Below are 15,079 nucleotides of genomic sequence, written 5' to 3'. Positions count from 1 at the left end.
TGCGCGTGCAATCGGCCGGCGCCTATCCCAGGCCTGGTGCGGGCTACGCGCCCGCACCCCCGGCTCGCTGCAACCGCTAGGCCGGGATCGCCGCCTGAATGGATTGCAACGAGTAGACCTGCGCCGTGCGCCCATCGGCCAGCGCCGTGCAGCTGGCCTGCGCGCCGGCGATGGTGGTGAAGTAAGCCACCTTGTAGCGTAGCGCGGTGATTCGGATCGAGCGCGACTCTTCAATTGCGCGCTTGCCTTCCGTGGTGTTGACCACCAGCTGGATTTCGCCGTTTTTGATCATGTCGACGAGATGCGGACGGCCTTCCTTGACCTTGTTGACCACCGTGCATTCCACGCCCGCCTCGCTGATCGCCGCGGCCGTACCATGCGTGGCCACGATCCGGAAACCGGCTTCGCAGAGCTCGCCTGCGAGCTTGACCGCATGCGGCTTGTCGCCGTCGCGTACCGTAATCAGCGCGGTGCCACCTTCCGGCAGGCCGACGCCGCCGGCCAGCTGCGACTTGGCAAACGCCTCGCCGAAGGTAAGTCCGACACCCATGACCTCGCCGGTGGACTTCATTTCCGGGCCGAGCAAGGGGTCGACAGTCGGGAACTTGGAGAACGGAAACACCGCTTCCTTGACCGCGAAATGCTCGATCTTGCGCTCTGCGCCGATATTCTGCTCGGCCAGCGTCTGGCCGGCCATGCAGCGTGCCGCGATCTTGGCCAGCGGCACGCCGGTGGCCTTGGATACGAACGGCACGGTACGCGAGGCGCGCGGATTGACTTCCAGCAGATAGACGTCGCCGCCGCGAATGGCGAACTGGACGTTCATCAGGCCCACCACCGACAGCCCGCGCGCGAGCGCGGCGGTTTGGCGACGCACCTCGTCGAGCACCTCGGCACCGAGGCTGTAGGGCGGCAGCGAACAGGCCGAGTCGCCCGAATGCACCCCGGCCTGCTCGATGTGTTCCATGATGCCGCCGATGAACACGTCCGTACCGTCGCAGATGGCGTCCACGTCCAGCTCGATCGCGTCTTCCAGGAATCGATCCAGCAATACCGGCGAATCCGGCGAGACCTTGACCGCGGCGGTCATGTAGCGCTGCAAATCCTCCGGCTCGTAGACGATCTCCATCGCACGGCCGCCAAGCACGTAGGACGGACGTACCACCATGGGGAAGCCCACTTCCTCGGCCAGGCGCATGGCCTCGGCTTCAGAGCGCGCGCTGCGGTTGGCCGGCTGCTTGAGCCCGAGCTTGTTGACCAGATTGAGGAAGCGATCGCGATCCTCGGCCAGGTCGATCGAGTCCGGCGTGGTGCCGATGATCGGCGCGCCGGCGGCTTCCAGACGACGCGCAAGCTTCAACGGCGTCTGGCCGCCGTACTGCACGATCACGCCCTTGGGCTTCTCGACGTCGATGATCGACATCACGTCCTCGAAGGTCAACGGCTCGAAGTAGAGCCGGTCCGAGGTGTCGTAGTCGGTGGATACGGTTTCCGGGTTGCAGTTGACCATGATGGTCTCGTACCCGTCTTCGCGCATCGCGAGCGCGGCGTGTACGCAGCAATAGTCGAACTCGATACCCTGGCCGATCCGGTTGGGACCGCCGCCGAGCACCATGATCTTGTCGCGATCCGAGGGGTTCGCCTCGCATTCCTCGTCGTAGGACGAATACTGGTAGGCGGTCGCGGTGGGGAATTCGGCCGCGCAGGAATCCACCCGCTTGTACACCGGTACGATGCCGTTCTTCAGGCGTGCACGGCGCACCGCGAACTCGTCGCAGCCCAGCAGCGTGGCCAGGCGCAGATCGGAAAAGCCCTTGCGTTTGTAGGCACGCAGCGTATCCGCATCGATATCGCCCAGCGTGGACTGCGACAATGCGCCTTCCATGGTGATGAGCTCTTCGATCTGGTCGAGAAACCAGGGGTCGATATGGCTCAGGCGATGCACTTCCTCGAGCGTGAACCCGGCCCGGAACGCATCGCCGATGTACCACATGCGTTCGGCGCGCGGCGTGGACAGTTCGGCACGCAGGGTGTCCTTGGCCGCGTCGCTGGTCAGGTCGTCGAGCTTGGGCTCGAAGCCGTCCGAGCCGATTTCGAGGCTGCGCATGGCTTTTTGCAGCGACTCCTGGAAGCTGCGCCCGATGGCCATCGCCTCGCCCACCGATTTCATCTGCGTGGTCAGGCGACTGTCGGCGGCCGGGAACTTCTCGAAGGTGAAGCGCGGCATCTTGGTGACGACGTAGTCGAGCGACGGCTCGAACGAGGCCGGCGTGGCACCGCCGGTAATTTCGTTATCGAGCTCGTCGAGCGTATAGCCCACCGCCAGCTTGGCCGCGACCTTGGCGATGGGAAAGCCGGTCGCCTTGGACGCCAGCGCCGACGAACGCGATACGCGCGGGTTCATCTCGATGATGATCATCTTGCCGTCGGCCGGATTGATGGCGAACTGCACGTTCGAGCCGCCGGTATCCACGCCGATCTTGCGCAGGCACGCCAGCGAGGCGTCGCGCATGACCTGATATTCCTTGTCGGTCAACGTCTGGGCAGGCGCAACGGTGATCGAGTCGCCGGTGTGTACGCCCATGGCGTCGACGTTTTCGATCGCACAGATGATGATGCAGTTGTCCGCGTGGTCGCGCACCACCTCCATCTCGTATTCCTTCCAGCCCAGCACGCTCTGTTCGAGCAGCACTTCGTTGGTCGGCGACAGCTCCAGACCGCGCGAAAGCAGATCCTCGAATTCCTCGCGGTTGTATGCGATGCCGCCGCCGGTGCCACCCAGGGTGAAAGACGGTCGCATGATGATCGGAAAGCCGATGCGTGCCTGCACCTCGATGCCTTCGTCCATCGTGTGCACCACCGCCGACTCGGGGGTGGCCAACCCGATCTCGGTCATGGCCACGCGAAAGGCGCTGCGATCCTCGGCCATGTCGATGGCCTCCTGCGTCGCCCCGATCATCTCGATGCCGTGCTTGGCAAGCACCCCCGAGTTGTACAGATCGAGCGCGCAGTTGAGCGCGGTCTGGCCGCCCATGGTGGGCAGTAGCGCATCGGGTTTCTCGACCTCGATGATGCGCTCGACGGTCGCGCAGGTGATCGGCTCGATATAGACCGCGTCCGCCGTTTCCGGATCGGTCATGATCGTGGCCGGATTCGAGTTCACGAGAATGACGCGGAAGCCTTCGTCCTTGAGTGCCTTGCAGGCCTGCATGCCCGAGTAGTCGAACTCGCAGGCTTGGCCGATCACGATCGGGCCGGCACCGATAACTAGGATGCTTTTCAGGTCTGTGCGCTTGGGCATGGCGGTTGCTCTTTGATTGGCGTGCGCGCTCGTATTCAGGACACGAACGCGCCAATATCAATAACTTACAGGCGCAAAATGAGGCGAAGCCTCAAGTTCGTATCAGGCCTTGGCGGCGTCCATCGCTCGCATGAAGCGTTCGAAGATCGGCGCCACGTCGTGCGGGCCCGGGCTGGCTTCCGGATGGCCCTGGAACGAAAACACCGGCTTGCCGACGATTTCGATGCCCTGCAGGGAGCCGTCGAACAACGACCTGTGGGTGACACGGGCGCTGTCGGGCAGGCTGGCTTCGTCGATGGCGAAGCCGTGGTTCTGGCTGCTGATCATCACTTCACCCGTATCCACGTCCTGCACCGGATGGTTCGCGCCGTGATGGCCGAACTTCATCTTCAGGCTCTTGCCGCCGGCAGCCAGGCCCAGAACCTGGTGGCCCAGACAGATACCCAGGGTCGGGAAAGCCCGTTCGATGAGCTCACGGCAGGTGGCGATCGCATAGTCGCAGGGTTCCGGATCGCCCGGCCCGTTGGCCAGCAGCACGCCATCGACGCCCATGTCCAGCACCTCGGCGACCGGCGTGCGCGGCGGCACGACCGTGACCTTGGCGCCACAATCGACCAGGCGACGCAGGATGTTGTACTTCACGCCGTAGTCGTAGACGGCGACGTGATAGGTCGGCGCGGCAGCCGAATGCGCATCGTTGGGCCCGACCCAGGTCGGCTCGGACCAGGTGTAGATCTCGCGCGTACCTGCATCAGCGGCCAGATCTGCGCCTTTCAGGCCCGGGAAGGCGCGCGCCTGGGCGAGCGCCTCGTCGGTGTCGATGGCATCGCCGGCAACGATACAGCCGTTCTGCGCGCCCTTTTCGCGCAGCACGCGGGTCAACCGTCGGGTATCGATATCACCGATGCCCACGATCCCGTTGTCCTTGAGATATTCGATCAGCCCGCTGGACGCACGCCAGTTGCTCTGGGCACGCGGGACTTCGCGAATGATCAGGCCGGCCGCCTGAACCCGGTCGGATTCGACGTCCTCGGGGTTGGCCCCGGTATTGCCGATATGCGGATAGGTCAGGGTGACCATCTGCTGGCGATACGAGGGATCGGTGAGAATTTCCTGATAGCCGGTCATGGCCGTGTTGAACACGACCTCGCCCACCGTCGTGCCAAGGGCACCGATTGCACGACCGTGAAACAGGCTACCGTCTTCGAGCGCGAGCACAGCTTTAGGGCGCAACAATGCCTCCAGGATCCGTGGGTTGGGTTGACGCTCCGGCGTTCAGCAAACGAAACCGGGCGCGGGCGGCGCAGAATTATAGCGGCTCGAACCCCGCGCGGCCAGTTTACTCAATCGCTGCCCAGGCCCAGCACGTCGTTCATGTCGTAGCGCCCGGCGGCCTGGGAGGCGACCCACGCCGCAGCGCGCATCGCGCCGCCGGCAAACGTCTGGCGCGACGAGGCCTTGTGCGTAATCTCGACGCGCTCGCCCTCGCCGGCAAAAAGCACCGTATGTTCGCCGACGATATCGCCGCCACGAATGGTCTGAAAGCCGATCGTATTGCGCTCGCGTTCGCCGGTATGCCCCTGGCGGGCATAGACCGCACAGTCCTCGAGACTGCGTCCGGTGGCATCGGCCAGTACCTCGCCCATGCGCAGCGCGGTGCCGGACGGCGCATCCACCTTATGGCGATGATGGGCTTCAACGACTTCGATATCGAAGTCATCGCCCAGGGCTTTTGCTGCCGTTTCAAGAAGTTTTAGCGTCAAGTTCACGCCCGCGCTGAAGTTCGGCGCAAATACCAGGGCGATCTTTTCGGCCGCTGCATCAAGCCGGGCCAGCTGGTCTTCATCAAAGCCGGTGGTGCCGATCACCATGGCCGCACCGGATGCCACGCAGTCGTCGAGCGCGGCCAGACAGGGCTCGGGCCGGGTGAAATCCACCAGCACATCGAAAGCCGATGCATCGCGATCGGCGGCACTGGCAATCGCCACGCCGAGATCCTCGCCGGTGGCCATACGCCCGGCATCCTGGCCAAGCGCCGGGCTGTCCGGCGCCTCGAAGGCAGCGGCCAGGGTAAGCGCCTCGTTGCGCTGACAGGCGATGATCAACTCCCGCCCCATGCGCCCGGCGGCGCCGTTGATTGCTACGCGTGTGGTCATGGCCTGTCCTTGTGCGCTGTTATCGACTAGCCGAGGTGTTCGTTGAAGAAGCGTTTCGCCTTGTCCAGCCAGGAACTGGTGGCCGGGCTGTGGCTACGGCCGCTGTTCTCCAGGCTGTCGCGAAACTCTTCGAGCAGCTTCTTCTGCTTGGCGTTGAGGTTGACCGGCGTTTCCACCGACACCTTGCACAGCAGATCCCCCGGTGCCGAGGTGCGCACAGACTGTACGCCCTTGCCGCGCAGACGGAACGTCTTGCCCGACTGGGTTTCGGCCGGAATACGCAGGCTCACCTTGCCATTGAGCGTGGGCACGTCGATCTCGCCACCAAGTGCGGCGGTGATCATGTCGACCGGCACATTGGCACGCAGATTATTGCCGTCGCGCTCGAAGAACTCATGCGGCTTGACGTTGATCTGCACATACAGATCGCCCGAGGGGCCGCCCATTTCGCCGGCTTCGCCTTCGCCGGACAGGCGTATGCGGTCGCCGTTGTCGACGCCCGGCGGCACCTTGACCGACAGCGTCTTCGACGACTGTACGCGGCCTTCACCGCCGCATTTGCGACAGGGATTGCGGATCTTCTTGCCGCTGCCGTGGCAATCCGGGCAGCTTTGCTGGATCGACAAGAAACCCTGCTGGATACGCACCTGGCCCACGCCCTGACAGGTGGGGCAGGTATCGACCGGCGAATCCTTCTCTGCACCGCTGCCGTCACAGGCATCGCACTGGTCGAGCGTGGGGATACGGATTTCGACGGTATCGCCGCCGATCGCCGTTTCCAGATCCAGATCCAGATCGTAGCGCAGGTCGGCGCCGCGCGAGGCGCGCTGACGGCCGCCACCGCCCATGCCGCCGCCGAAGATGTCGGAGAAGATATCGCCAAAGATATCGCCGAATCCGCCAGCACCGGCACCGCCGAAGCCGCCGCCTCCGGCCGCGCCGCCGAGCCCGGCATGGCCGAACTGGTCGTAGGCCTGGCGCTTCTGGTCATCCGAAAGCACCTCGTAGGCTTCGGAAGCCTCCTTGAAACGCGCCTCGGCATCGGCGTCGTCCGGATTGCGGTCCGGATGGTTTTTCATCGCCAGCCGGCGATAGGCTTTCTTGATTTCGTCCTTCGACGCGCCTTTCGACACGCCAAGCACTTCGTAGTAATCGCGGTTCGCCATGAATCCTTGACCTTTACAACCAAAAACGCCGGGACAACGGCTGGCGCTGCCCCGGCTTAAGGACTACCCGATCGTCAGATCAGGAGTTGGTGCCCGACTTCTTGTCGTCGTCCTTGACTTCCTCGAAGTCTGCATCGACGACATCGTCGTTCGAGCCGCCCTGATCCTGGGCCTGGCCTTCGCCAGCGGCCGCGGCTTCATCGCCCTGACCGTCGCTGTAGGCCTTCTCCATGACCGGCGCAGAGGCTTCGGAGAGCTTCTGCGTCTTGGCGTCGATTTCGTCCTTGTCGTCGCCTTCGAGTGCGGTGCGCAGTTCGGCGATGGCGTCGTCGATCGGCTTCTTCTCGTCTTCGCTGACCTTGTCGCCGAGATCGCGCATGGCTTTCTCGATGCCATGGATCAGGCCATCGGCCTGGTTGCGCGCCGTGATCAGTTCGTTGAACTTGGCGTCTTCCTCGGCGTGCGCTTCGGCATCGGCGACCATCTTGTCGATTTCCTCGTCCGACAGACCCGAGGACGCCTTGATGACGATCGACTGTTCCTTGCCGGTGGCCTTGTCCTTGGCCGACACGTTCAGGATGCCGTTGGCGTCGATATCGAAGGTGACTTCGATCTGCGGCGTGCCGCGCGGGGCCGGCGGGATGTCCGACAGGTCGAAGCGGCCCAGCGACTTGTTGGCGCTGGCCTGCTCGCGCTCACCCTGGAGCACATGCACGGTCACGGCCGGCTGGTTGTCTTCGGCGGTGGAGAACACTTCCGACTTGCGCGTCGGGATGGTGGTGTTCTTCTCGATGAGCTTGGTCATCTTGCCGCCCAGCGTTTCGATACCCAGCGACAGCGGGGTCACGTCCAGCAGCAGCACGTCCTTGGTATCGCCCGAGAGCACCGAACCCTGGATGGCGGCACCCACGGCCACGGCTTCGTCCGGGTTCACGTCCTTGCGTGCTTCCTTGCCGAAGAAGCTCTTCACCGCCTCCTGTACGGCCGGCATGCGGGTCTGGCCACCGACGAGGATTACGTCGTCGATATCCGAGGCCTTCATGCCCGCATCCTTGAGCGCGGTGCGGCACGGGTCGATCGTACGCGCGACCAGATCCTCGACCAGGCTTTCCAGCTTGGCCCGGGTCATCTTCATGTTCAGATGCTTCGGACCCGACTGATCGGCGGTCACGTACGGCAGGTTGATTTCGGTCTGCTGCGTGGAGGACAGCTCGATCTTGGCTTTCTCGGCAGCCTCTTTCAGGCGCTGCAGGGCCAGCTTGTCCTTGCGCAGATCCACGCCCTGTTCCTTCTCGAACTCGGCCGCGATGTGCTCGATGATGGCGTTGTCGAAGTCTTCACCACCCAGGAAAGTGTCGCCGTTGGTGGCATGCACTTCGAACTGGTGTTCGCCGTCGACTTCGGCCACTTCGATGATGGAGATGTCGAAGGTGCCGCCACCCAGGTCATAGACCGCGATCTTCTTGTCGCCGCCCTTCTTGTCCATGCCATAGGCCAGCGCGGCCGCGGTCGGCTCGTTGATGATGCGCTTGACGTCGAGACCGGCGATACGGCCGGCGTCCTTGGTGGCCTGACGCTGGGCGTCGTTGAAGTAGGCCGGAACGGTGATTACGGCTTCGGTGACCTTTTCGCCGAGATAGTCTTCGGCGGTGGCCTTCATCTTCTGCAGCACCTTGGCCGAAACTTCCGGCGGCGCCATCTTCTGGCCACGGGCTTCGACCCACGCATCGCCGTTGTCGGCCTTGACGATCTTGTAGGGCACCGTGTCGATGTCCTTCTTCGTGGTCGGATCGTCGAAGGTGCGACCGATCAGGCGCTTGATCGCGTATAGCGTGTCGTTGGGGTTGGTGACCGCCTGGCGCTTGGCCGGGCGACCGACCAGCGTCTGGTCGTCGTCGGTGAACGCGACGACCGACGGCGTGGTGCGCTCGCCTTCCGCGTTCTCGATCACTTTAGGCTGGTCGCCTTCGAGCACGGCCACGCACGAGTTCGTGGTGCCGAGGTCGATACCGATAATCTTACCCATGTTTAATTCCCTCTACTTCGCGCTGCATTGGCAGCGTCTTTAAACTTGACTTGACAATCGATTTGGGGCGCGCGGTGAGTGTTTTCAAGCGCTCCACCCATGTCGCGCCGTATTTGCGGCCGCTTAGCCGTTGCCGTCTGCGGGCTTGGCCACGACCACCATGGCCGCACGCAGCACACGCCCGTTGAGCGTATAGCCCTTCTGCATCACGTCGGCGACGGTATTCGGCGCGAGCTCATCGCTCGGCTGGGTCGAAACCGCTTCATGAAACTCCGGGTTGAACGCTTCGCCTTTCGGGTCGATCGCTTCGATGCCGACCTTTTCCATGCTCGACACCAGCATGCGCACTGTCATATCCATGCCTTCCTTGAGCTTGTCGTAGTCGCCGCTGTGTTCTTCCGCGGCTTTCAGGCCCAGCTCCAGGCTGTCGCGCACCCCCAGCAACTCGGAGGCAAACTTCTCGATCGCGAACTTGCGCGCCGATTCCACGTCTCGCTGGGCGCGCTTGCGCACGTTTTCCATTTCCGCATGCGCACGTACGGCCTGATCGCGATACTGCTCGGCCTCTGCCCGTGCCTGATCAAGCTCGGCCTGCAGCTCGTCGGTTTCGGCGATGCTGTCGGCGGTCGCTTCTCCGGCGTCGACATAGTCTTCGGTGCCGGTCTGGATATCCTCCACGTCCGGCTGCGGCGTGTTCCGGGCCGCGGAATCCGTTTCGCCGTGCGGTGTGTTGTGTTTTTCGTCCTGGCTCATCTGTTGCAAATCCCCGCTTGTTGGACGGTGCCGGCTGGAAGTGCCCTACGCCGGCGTGACTGCCTTCACCATTGGGCTGGCTGTGGCCATTTCAAGCGTGGCGCATGTCCGGTTTTCGTTGAAATTGTCGGGCAAGGCGTGAATGCTTACGCGATCGACTTCCCGGCAGGCCGCAGGCACGCGCATGGCGCAACAGTTCGAAACCGTCGGCATCCTGGCCAAGAAACACGACGAGGGGGTACGCGAAACCCTCAAAAACCTCATCGCCGATCTGCACACGCGCGGCAAGCAGGTGTTGCTCGACGAAGGGCACGCCAGCGCACACGATGACGTGCAGACCTGCACGCGTGCCGACCTGGGCGAGCGCTGCGACCTGGTTGTGGTGGTGGGCGGCGACGGCACCCTGCTGGATGCCGGGCGCGCCGTCGCGGCGTCGGGCACGCCATTGCTCGGGGTGAACCTCGGGCGGCTCGGATTCATGGTCGACGTGCTGCCCGCGGACATGAGCGCCACGCTCGACGATATCTTCGCCGGCGACTACATTGCCGAATCGCGGCTGATGCTGCGCGCCCAGATCGAACGTGCCGATGGCCGTATGCAGCCCGAGCAGTTCTCGGCGATCAACGAATGCGTGATTCGCAACCAGGACTTCGCCCGGGTGCTGGATTTCGATACCTACATGAACGGCGCCTTCATCAGCCACCACCGCGCCGATGGCATGGTGGTGGCCACGCCCACCGGTTCCACCGCCTATGCCCTGTCCGGCGGCGGGCCGGTGCTACACCCGGCGCTCAACGCGCTGGCACTGGTGCCAATCTGCCCGCATACGCTCTCCGACCGGCCGCTGATCGTCGACGCCGACCATGAAATCGAGATCCGCGTGGCCGAAACGCTCGACGGCGCGGCGCTTTTCACCAGCGATGGCCAGGTCAGCCAGCCGCTCGGCGCGGGCGACTGCGTGCATATCCGGCGCGGCGCCCACGACCTCAAGCTCATCCACCCGCCCGGCTACGACTACTTCAATATTCTGCGCAACAAGCTGCAGTGGGGCCGCGGTCAGACGTTGGCGCACTCCTGATGCTCGCCGAAATCACCATTCGCAACTTCGCCATCATCGATCGGCTGGACGTGGAGTTCGAAGCCGGCATGACGGTGCTATCGGGCGAGACCGGCGCCGGCAAGTCGATCCTGGTGGACGCGCTCAACCTCATTCTCGGCGACCGGGCCGATGCTCAGGCCGTGCGCGAAGGCGCCGAACGCGCCGAGGTGAGCGCGCGCTTCGTGCTCGACGACGCCCCCACCGCACGCGACTGGCTGGCCGAACACGAGCTCGACGACGACAACGAATGCCTGATCCGGCGCGTGGTCGCCAGCGAAGGGCGTAGCCGCTGCTGGATCAACGGCACGCCCATGCCCGCGCGCGAATTGCGCGAACTCGGCGAACGGCTGGTTGATATCCACGGCCAGCATGCGCATCAGTCGCTGCTGCGTCGCAGCGCCCAGCGCGACCTGCTCGACGAATACGGCGAACATGGCGACGTTCTCGCTGCGGTGGCCGGGGCTGCCGAGACGCTGCGTGAAACCCGCGCTGCAATCGCGGCGATCGAGCAAGTCGACGATGCCGGCGCCATGCGTATCGATCTGTTGCGCTATCAGGTCAGCGAGCTGGAAGCGCTGGATCTGGGCGTCGACGAACTCGACGAGCTGGAAGCCGAGCATCGCCGCCTGGCCAGCGCCGAGCGGCTGATCGGCGACGGCCAGCGCGCGCTCACCCTGCTCTACGAAGCCGAGGAAGGCGCGGCCATGGATCAGCTCGGCAGCGCCGAGCGCCTAGTGGGCGATCTGGCCGAAATCGACGACGGGTTCGCGCCCATCCTCGAACTGGTGGCCAGTGCTCGTATTCAGGCCCAGGAAGCCGTCGACGCGCTGCGCCATCACGTGGATACGCTGGATATCGACCCGCAGCGCTTCAAGGAAGTCGAACAACGCCTGGGCAGCATTCAGGACCTGGCCCGCAAGCATCACTGCGCGCCGGCCGAGCTGCCGGCGCTGGCGGCACGGCTGTCCGAAGAGCTCGACACCCTGGAGGGCGCCGGCGCACGCCTGGAAACGCTCAAGAAAGACGAAGCCAGACAGACCGAGGCCTATCACGAAGCCGCGGCCGCGCTCAGCGAAAAACGCAGTGTGGCCGCCAAACAGCTGGGCGCGGCCATTACCGACATCATTCGCTCGCTGGGCATGCCGGAAGGCGAATTCAGCGTGCGCATCACCCCGGCCGCGCATACGCGCATCAACGCCAGCGGCACCGACGAGATCGAATTTCTCATCGCGGCCAACCCGGGCCAGAGCGCGCGACCGCTGGAACGCGTGGCCTCCGGCGGCGAGCTGTCGCGTATCAGCCTCGCGATCGAAGTGGTCGCGGCCACCCGAACCCGCGTACCGACCCTGGTGTTCGACGAGGTCGATACCGGCATCGGCGGCGGCGTGGCCGAAATCGTGGGCCGACAGCTGCGCGCGCTCGGCGCGGCCGGACAATCGCTGTGCGTGACCCACCTGCCGCAGGTCGCCGCCCAGGCCGCCCATCATCTGCATGTGGCCAAGCAGGTACGCAACGGCCACACCTCGACGCGGATCACCTATCTCGATGCCAATACGCGAGTCGAGGAAATAGCGCGCATGCTCGGCGGCGTCGAACTGACCGCGCAGACGCGGGCCCATGCCGCCGACATGATCGAACGGGCCCGCGATTGAGAGCGCGTATATTGCGCCGGACAAGCGCATTCGCGAGTCGCGCGCCGCGCACGTTTGGCAGCTACAAAACGGCTGCCGTATGATGCCCATCGCCAACTACGGGTCCAGAAGTCTATGAGAACAGCCGCCCTACTCGTCATGCTGCTCATGCTCAGCGCATGCAGCCTACCGGTCTTTTTCCGCGTGCCGGTGGTGCAGGGCAACGTGGTGACGGCCAAAAACGTCAACCAGCTCGAAATCGGCATGACCAAGCGTCAGGTCGAGTACGTCATGGGCACGTCGCTGATCGACAGCAGCTTTGAAAACGATCGCTGGGACTACGTCTTCTACTACCGCGATCCGCGCGCACACGTGCGCAAAAGCGAGCTCAACCTCTATTTCGTCAACGACAAGCTTGCCGAGATCGATGGCGACGAGGAATACACTTCGCAAATCATGGATGACGAACCGGTGCCGTCCAGCGTGACCCCCGGCCCGGATAACGACCTGCCCGGTAGCGACGACATCGACCGCTCCGCCGATCGTCAGCTCAGCCGCCCTCTCCCCGGCACCTGAGCCGTCGGCCGCCGCGCGTTCGTCGCGGCGACGGGCATCCACGCGCGCACGGCGACGCTGGCGCGGGTCGGCGGTGAGAGGACGATAAATCTCCAGGCGCTCACCCCCGTTGAGCGGCTGGTCGTACCTGATCTTGCGCCCATACACGCCCAGCGGCGGCGTATCCGCGCCGACGCGTTCGCGATAGATACGATCCAGCCCGCTGGCCTGAAACGCATCCGCCGCACTCACCGGCGGTTGAAGGCATACCCGCCGGCGCAGGCATTCGCCCGGCAACGCCAGCACCACGTCCACTTCGATCGCTTCGCTCACGGAAACCACACCATCTCGATCAGGCGCAATGCGCCCAGTGCATAGGCCAGCACGAGCACCAGCACGATGCGCGTGGGATAGCGCAACAGCGCATGCCAGACCGCAAAACCGGTCGCGCGACTGTATCCGCCGGCATGTTGCCAGGCATCGACCAGCCGCTTCCGGGCCAATACCCGCCCCAGCAGGATACACAGAAGCAGCCCGGTCAACGGCCCGATGAGCTGGGCGGTGATCAGCATCAGCCAACCGAACAGGTTGTAGCCGCACAGGGTCACCCGATCGAGCACGCCAAAGGAAAGCAGTGCCGCCATGCCCAGCAGCGCCAGCACCAGACCCGAATAGAGCGTGGCACGCAGGCGCGTATAGCCGCTGCGCTGCTGGACCAGCTGGACCACCGGCTCGAACAGGCCGATCGCGGTCGACAGACTCACCAGCGCCACCAGCACGAACATGATCGGCGCCTGCCAATCGCCGGCCATGGCGACCGGCAGGGTTTCGAACAGACTCTGAATGCCGACATCCAGATCGGCTTCGCTGGGGCCCACGAACACGGCCAGCATGAAGGCACAGGCCAGCGACACCGCCAGATCGACCCCCAGAATAATCAGCGAAAACCGTACCACCGGTGTATTGCTGGGCAGATAACTACCGAAACACACCACCACCCCGGTGCCGAGGCTGAGCGTGAAAAAGGCTTGATACAGCGCTTCGAACACGCCGCGCCAGCCCAGCGCGGCAAAGTCGACCGCGAAAATCGCATAAAGCGCATCGTCGGCGCGCGCATGCATGGCGGCAGACACCACCAGCGCGGTCAACGCCATGAGCATGCAGAAGGCCAGCGTACGCATGACCGGCTCGACGCCGCGCCGCAGCCCGTGTGCCGCGGTTGCGACGATCAGGCCGAAGAACAGTAGCAGCCAGCCGAAACCACGCTCCGAATCGCGCGCGAACGTCACGAACTGCGCGCTCGCCGCCGACACCGAACTGCCGTCGAGCATGCCGGTCACGCCGCGCAGACTGTAGGCCAGGCTCCAGGCGGCCACCACGCTGTAGGCAGCCAGCAGCATGCCGGCGCCGACCACTGCGAGATAACCGCTCCAGATCCACAGGCGCGAATGCGGCGCGTTGCGGGTCCAGGCTGCGATAACGCCGGGCACGTCCGCGCGCGTGCCCCGCGCCATGAGCAGCTGGCCGGATAACAACGGCAACCCCATGCTCAGCAGCGCCGTGACATAGACCAGCAAGAACGCGCCGGCGCCGTAATCCGACAACAGATACGGCAGGCGCCAGAGGTTGCTCAAGCTCACGACCGCCGCCGTCATCGCGATTACGAAGCGCGATGAAGAAGACCATTCCGGACGCTGTGCGAAGGCCACCATCAGCGCTTGAGGCGCCTGGATGGGCAGACGCATGCGCGCGTTGCCACATGGCTTAAAGCGGGCATCGGCCTGCCTGTCTGAAATCGATCATGCACGTACGCCCCGCGGCTGGCACGCGCTTGTCGCCCACGCGCTGTGAATTAAGGCCGGCAAATCATCCCCCCGGTTCCCTGCTTGCCCTGGCCCGCTATACTAAGGCCATGGCAAAGCAAAAAAACAGCAAACAGCCCAGTTCGACCATCGCGCTCAACAAGCGTGCGCGTCACGACTTCTTTCTGGAAGAGCGTCTGGAAGCCGGTCTCGTGCTCGAAGGTTGGGAGGTCAAGGCGCTGCGTGCCGGCAAGGGGCGCATCACCGAAGCCTATGTGCTGATCAAGGACGGCGAAGCCTTCCTGCTTGGCAGTCATATCCAGCCGCTGGAATCGGCGTCCACGCACGTGGTGGTGGATGCCACGCGTACGCGCAAGCTGCTGCTGCACGAGCGCGAGCTGGCCACCCTGATCGGCGCGACCGAACAGAAAGGCTTTACCGTCGTACCGCTGGCGATGTACTGGAAGCGTGGCAAGGCCAAGCTCGAGATCGCGCTGGCCAAGGGCAAGGCGAACTACGACAAGCGCCAGACGAAGAAGGAAGCCGACTGGAATCGCCGCAAGGCGCAAATCCTGCGCACCTGATCGCGA

The 15,079-nt window shown here is 64.3% G+C and carries 11 protein-coding genes and 1 pseudogene; 4 read left to right on the top strand and 8 right to left on the bottom strand.

Translation table 11 applies throughout. The features are described from left to right. Positions 1-76: 76 nt before the first annotated feature. From carB to grpE, 6 genes are all read right to left on the bottom strand, one after another. Positions 77-3,301, bottom strand: a complete 3,225-nt coding sequence (carB, locus tag C84B14_RS01160; RefSeq protein ID WP_353221504.1) for a carbamoyl-phosphate synthase large subunit — start codon at positions 3,299-3,301, stop codon at positions 77-79. 102 nt (positions 3,302-3,403) lie between these two features. Next, a complete protein-coding gene (gene carA / locus C84B14_RS01155; RefSeq protein ID WP_353221503.1) occupies positions 3,404-4,534 on the bottom strand; it encodes a glutamine-hydrolyzing carbamoyl-phosphate synthase small subunit in 1,131 nt (376 codons plus the stop codon). Positions 4,535-4,644: 110 nt separating this feature from the next. Then, positions 4,645-5,457 carry a 4-hydroxy-tetrahydrodipicolinate reductase gene (gene dapB, locus C84B14_RS01150; protein WP_353221502.1) on the bottom strand — a complete coding sequence of 271 codons (813 nt, stop codon included), beginning with the start codon at positions 5,455-5,457 and terminating at the stop codon, positions 4,645-4,647. 26 nt (positions 5,458-5,483) lie between these two features. Then, on the bottom strand, positions 5,484-6,623 hold the full coding sequence (dnaJ, locus tag C84B14_RS01145; protein WP_353221501.1) for a molecular chaperone DnaJ: 1,140 nt from the start codon (positions 6,621-6,623) through the stop codon (positions 5,484-5,486). 79 nt (positions 6,624-6,702) lie between these two features. After that, positions 6,703-8,649, bottom strand: a complete 1,947-nt coding sequence (gene dnaK / locus C84B14_RS01140; RefSeq protein WP_353221500.1) for a molecular chaperone DnaK — start codon at positions 8,647-8,649, stop codon at positions 6,703-6,705. A 123-nt stretch (positions 8,650-8,772) separates the two neighbouring features. Next, a complete protein-coding gene (grpE, locus tag C84B14_RS01135) occupies positions 8,773-9,402 on the bottom strand; it encodes a nucleotide exchange factor GrpE (protein WP_348767749.1) in 630 nt (209 codons plus the stop codon). A 184-nt stretch (positions 9,403-9,586) separates the two neighbouring features. Here grpE and C84B14_RS01130 point away from each other — a divergent pair, with 184 nt between their 5' ends. The 3 genes from C84B14_RS01130 to C84B14_RS01120 all read left to right on the top strand — a co-directional run bounded on the left by C84B14_RS01130 (position 9,587) and on the right by C84B14_RS01120 (position 12,708). Then, complete coding sequence (locus C84B14_RS01130) at positions 9,587-10,480, top strand: NAD(+) kinase (protein WP_353221499.1); 894 nt, start codon at positions 9,587-9,589, stop codon at positions 10,478-10,480. Beyond that, complete coding sequence (gene recN, locus C84B14_RS01125; protein ID WP_353221498.1) at positions 10,480-12,153, top strand: DNA repair protein RecN; 1,674 nt, start codon at positions 10,480-10,482, stop codon at positions 12,151-12,153. The genes C84B14_RS01130 and recN overlap by 1 nt, the downstream gene beginning before the upstream one ends. Before the next feature lie 114 nt (positions 12,154-12,267). Next, positions 12,268-12,708 carry an outer membrane protein assembly factor BamE gene (locus tag C84B14_RS01120; protein WP_348766891.1) on the top strand — a complete coding sequence of 147 codons (441 nt, stop codon included), beginning with the start codon at positions 12,268-12,270 and terminating at the stop codon, positions 12,706-12,708. Positions 12,709-12,762: 54 nt separating this feature from the next. Here C84B14_RS01120 and C84B14_RS01115 read toward each other — a convergent pair. Beyond that, a pseudogene (locus tag C84B14_RS01115) lies at positions 12,763-12,996 on the bottom strand (RnfH family protein); the annotation flags it as partial. Between the two features lie 20 nt (positions 12,997-13,016). After that, on the bottom strand, positions 13,017-14,432 hold the full coding sequence (locus C84B14_RS01110) for a sodium-dependent transporter (protein WP_353221497.1): 1,416 nt from the start codon (positions 14,430-14,432) through the stop codon (positions 13,017-13,019). Between the two features lie 167 nt (positions 14,433-14,599). On the opposite strand from C84B14_RS01110, the gene smpB reads away from it, so the two are divergent. Next, a complete protein-coding gene (gene smpB / locus C84B14_RS01105) occupies positions 14,600-15,073 on the top strand; it encodes an SsrA-binding protein SmpB (RefSeq protein ID WP_006913421.1) in 474 nt (157 codons plus the stop codon). Positions 15,074-15,079 lie beyond the last annotated feature (6 nt).

The sequence above is a fragment of the Salinisphaera sp. C84B14 genome, assembly GCF_040361435.1.
GTDB lineage: Bacteria > Pseudomonadota > Gammaproteobacteria > Nevskiales > Salinisphaeraceae > Salinisphaera.
This window is presented reverse-complemented; position numbering and strand designations above follow the sequence as displayed.

Coding starts and splice junctions, on each gene's coding strand:
- carB (WP_353221504.1), bottom strand. CDS start 3,301: ATGCCCAAGCGCACAGACCTGAAAAGCATCCTAGTTATCGGTGCCGGC.
- dapB (WP_353221502.1), bottom strand. CDS start 5,457: ATGACCACACGCGTAGCAATCAACGGCGCCGCCGGGCGCATGGGGCGG.
- dnaJ (WP_353221501.1), bottom strand. CDS start 6,623: ATGGCGAACCGCGATTACTACGAAGTGCTTGGCGTGTCGAAAGGCGCG.
- dnaK (WP_353221500.1), bottom strand. CDS start 8,649: ATGGGTAAGATTATCGGTATCGACCTCGGCACCACGAACTCGTGCGTG.
- grpE (WP_348767749.1), bottom strand. CDS start 9,402: ATGAGCCAGGACGAAAAACACAACACACCGCACGGCGAAACGGATTCC.
- C84B14_RS01130 (WP_353221499.1), top strand. CDS start 9,587: ATGGCGCAACAGTTCGAAACCGTCGGCATCCTGGCCAAGAAACACGAC.
- recN (WP_353221498.1), top strand. CDS start 10,480: ATGCTCGCCGAAATCACCATTCGCAACTTCGCCATCATCGATCGGCTG.
- C84B14_RS01120 (WP_348766891.1), top strand. CDS start 12,268: ATGAGAACAGCCGCCCTACTCGTCATGCTGCTCATGCTCAGCGCATGC.
- C84B14_RS01110 (WP_353221497.1), bottom strand. CDS start 14,432: ATGCGTCTGCCCATCCAGGCGCCTCAAGCGCTGATGGTGGCCTTCGCA.
- smpB (WP_006913421.1), top strand. CDS start 14,600: ATGGCAAAGCAAAAAAACAGCAAACAGCCCAGTTCGACCATCGCGCTC.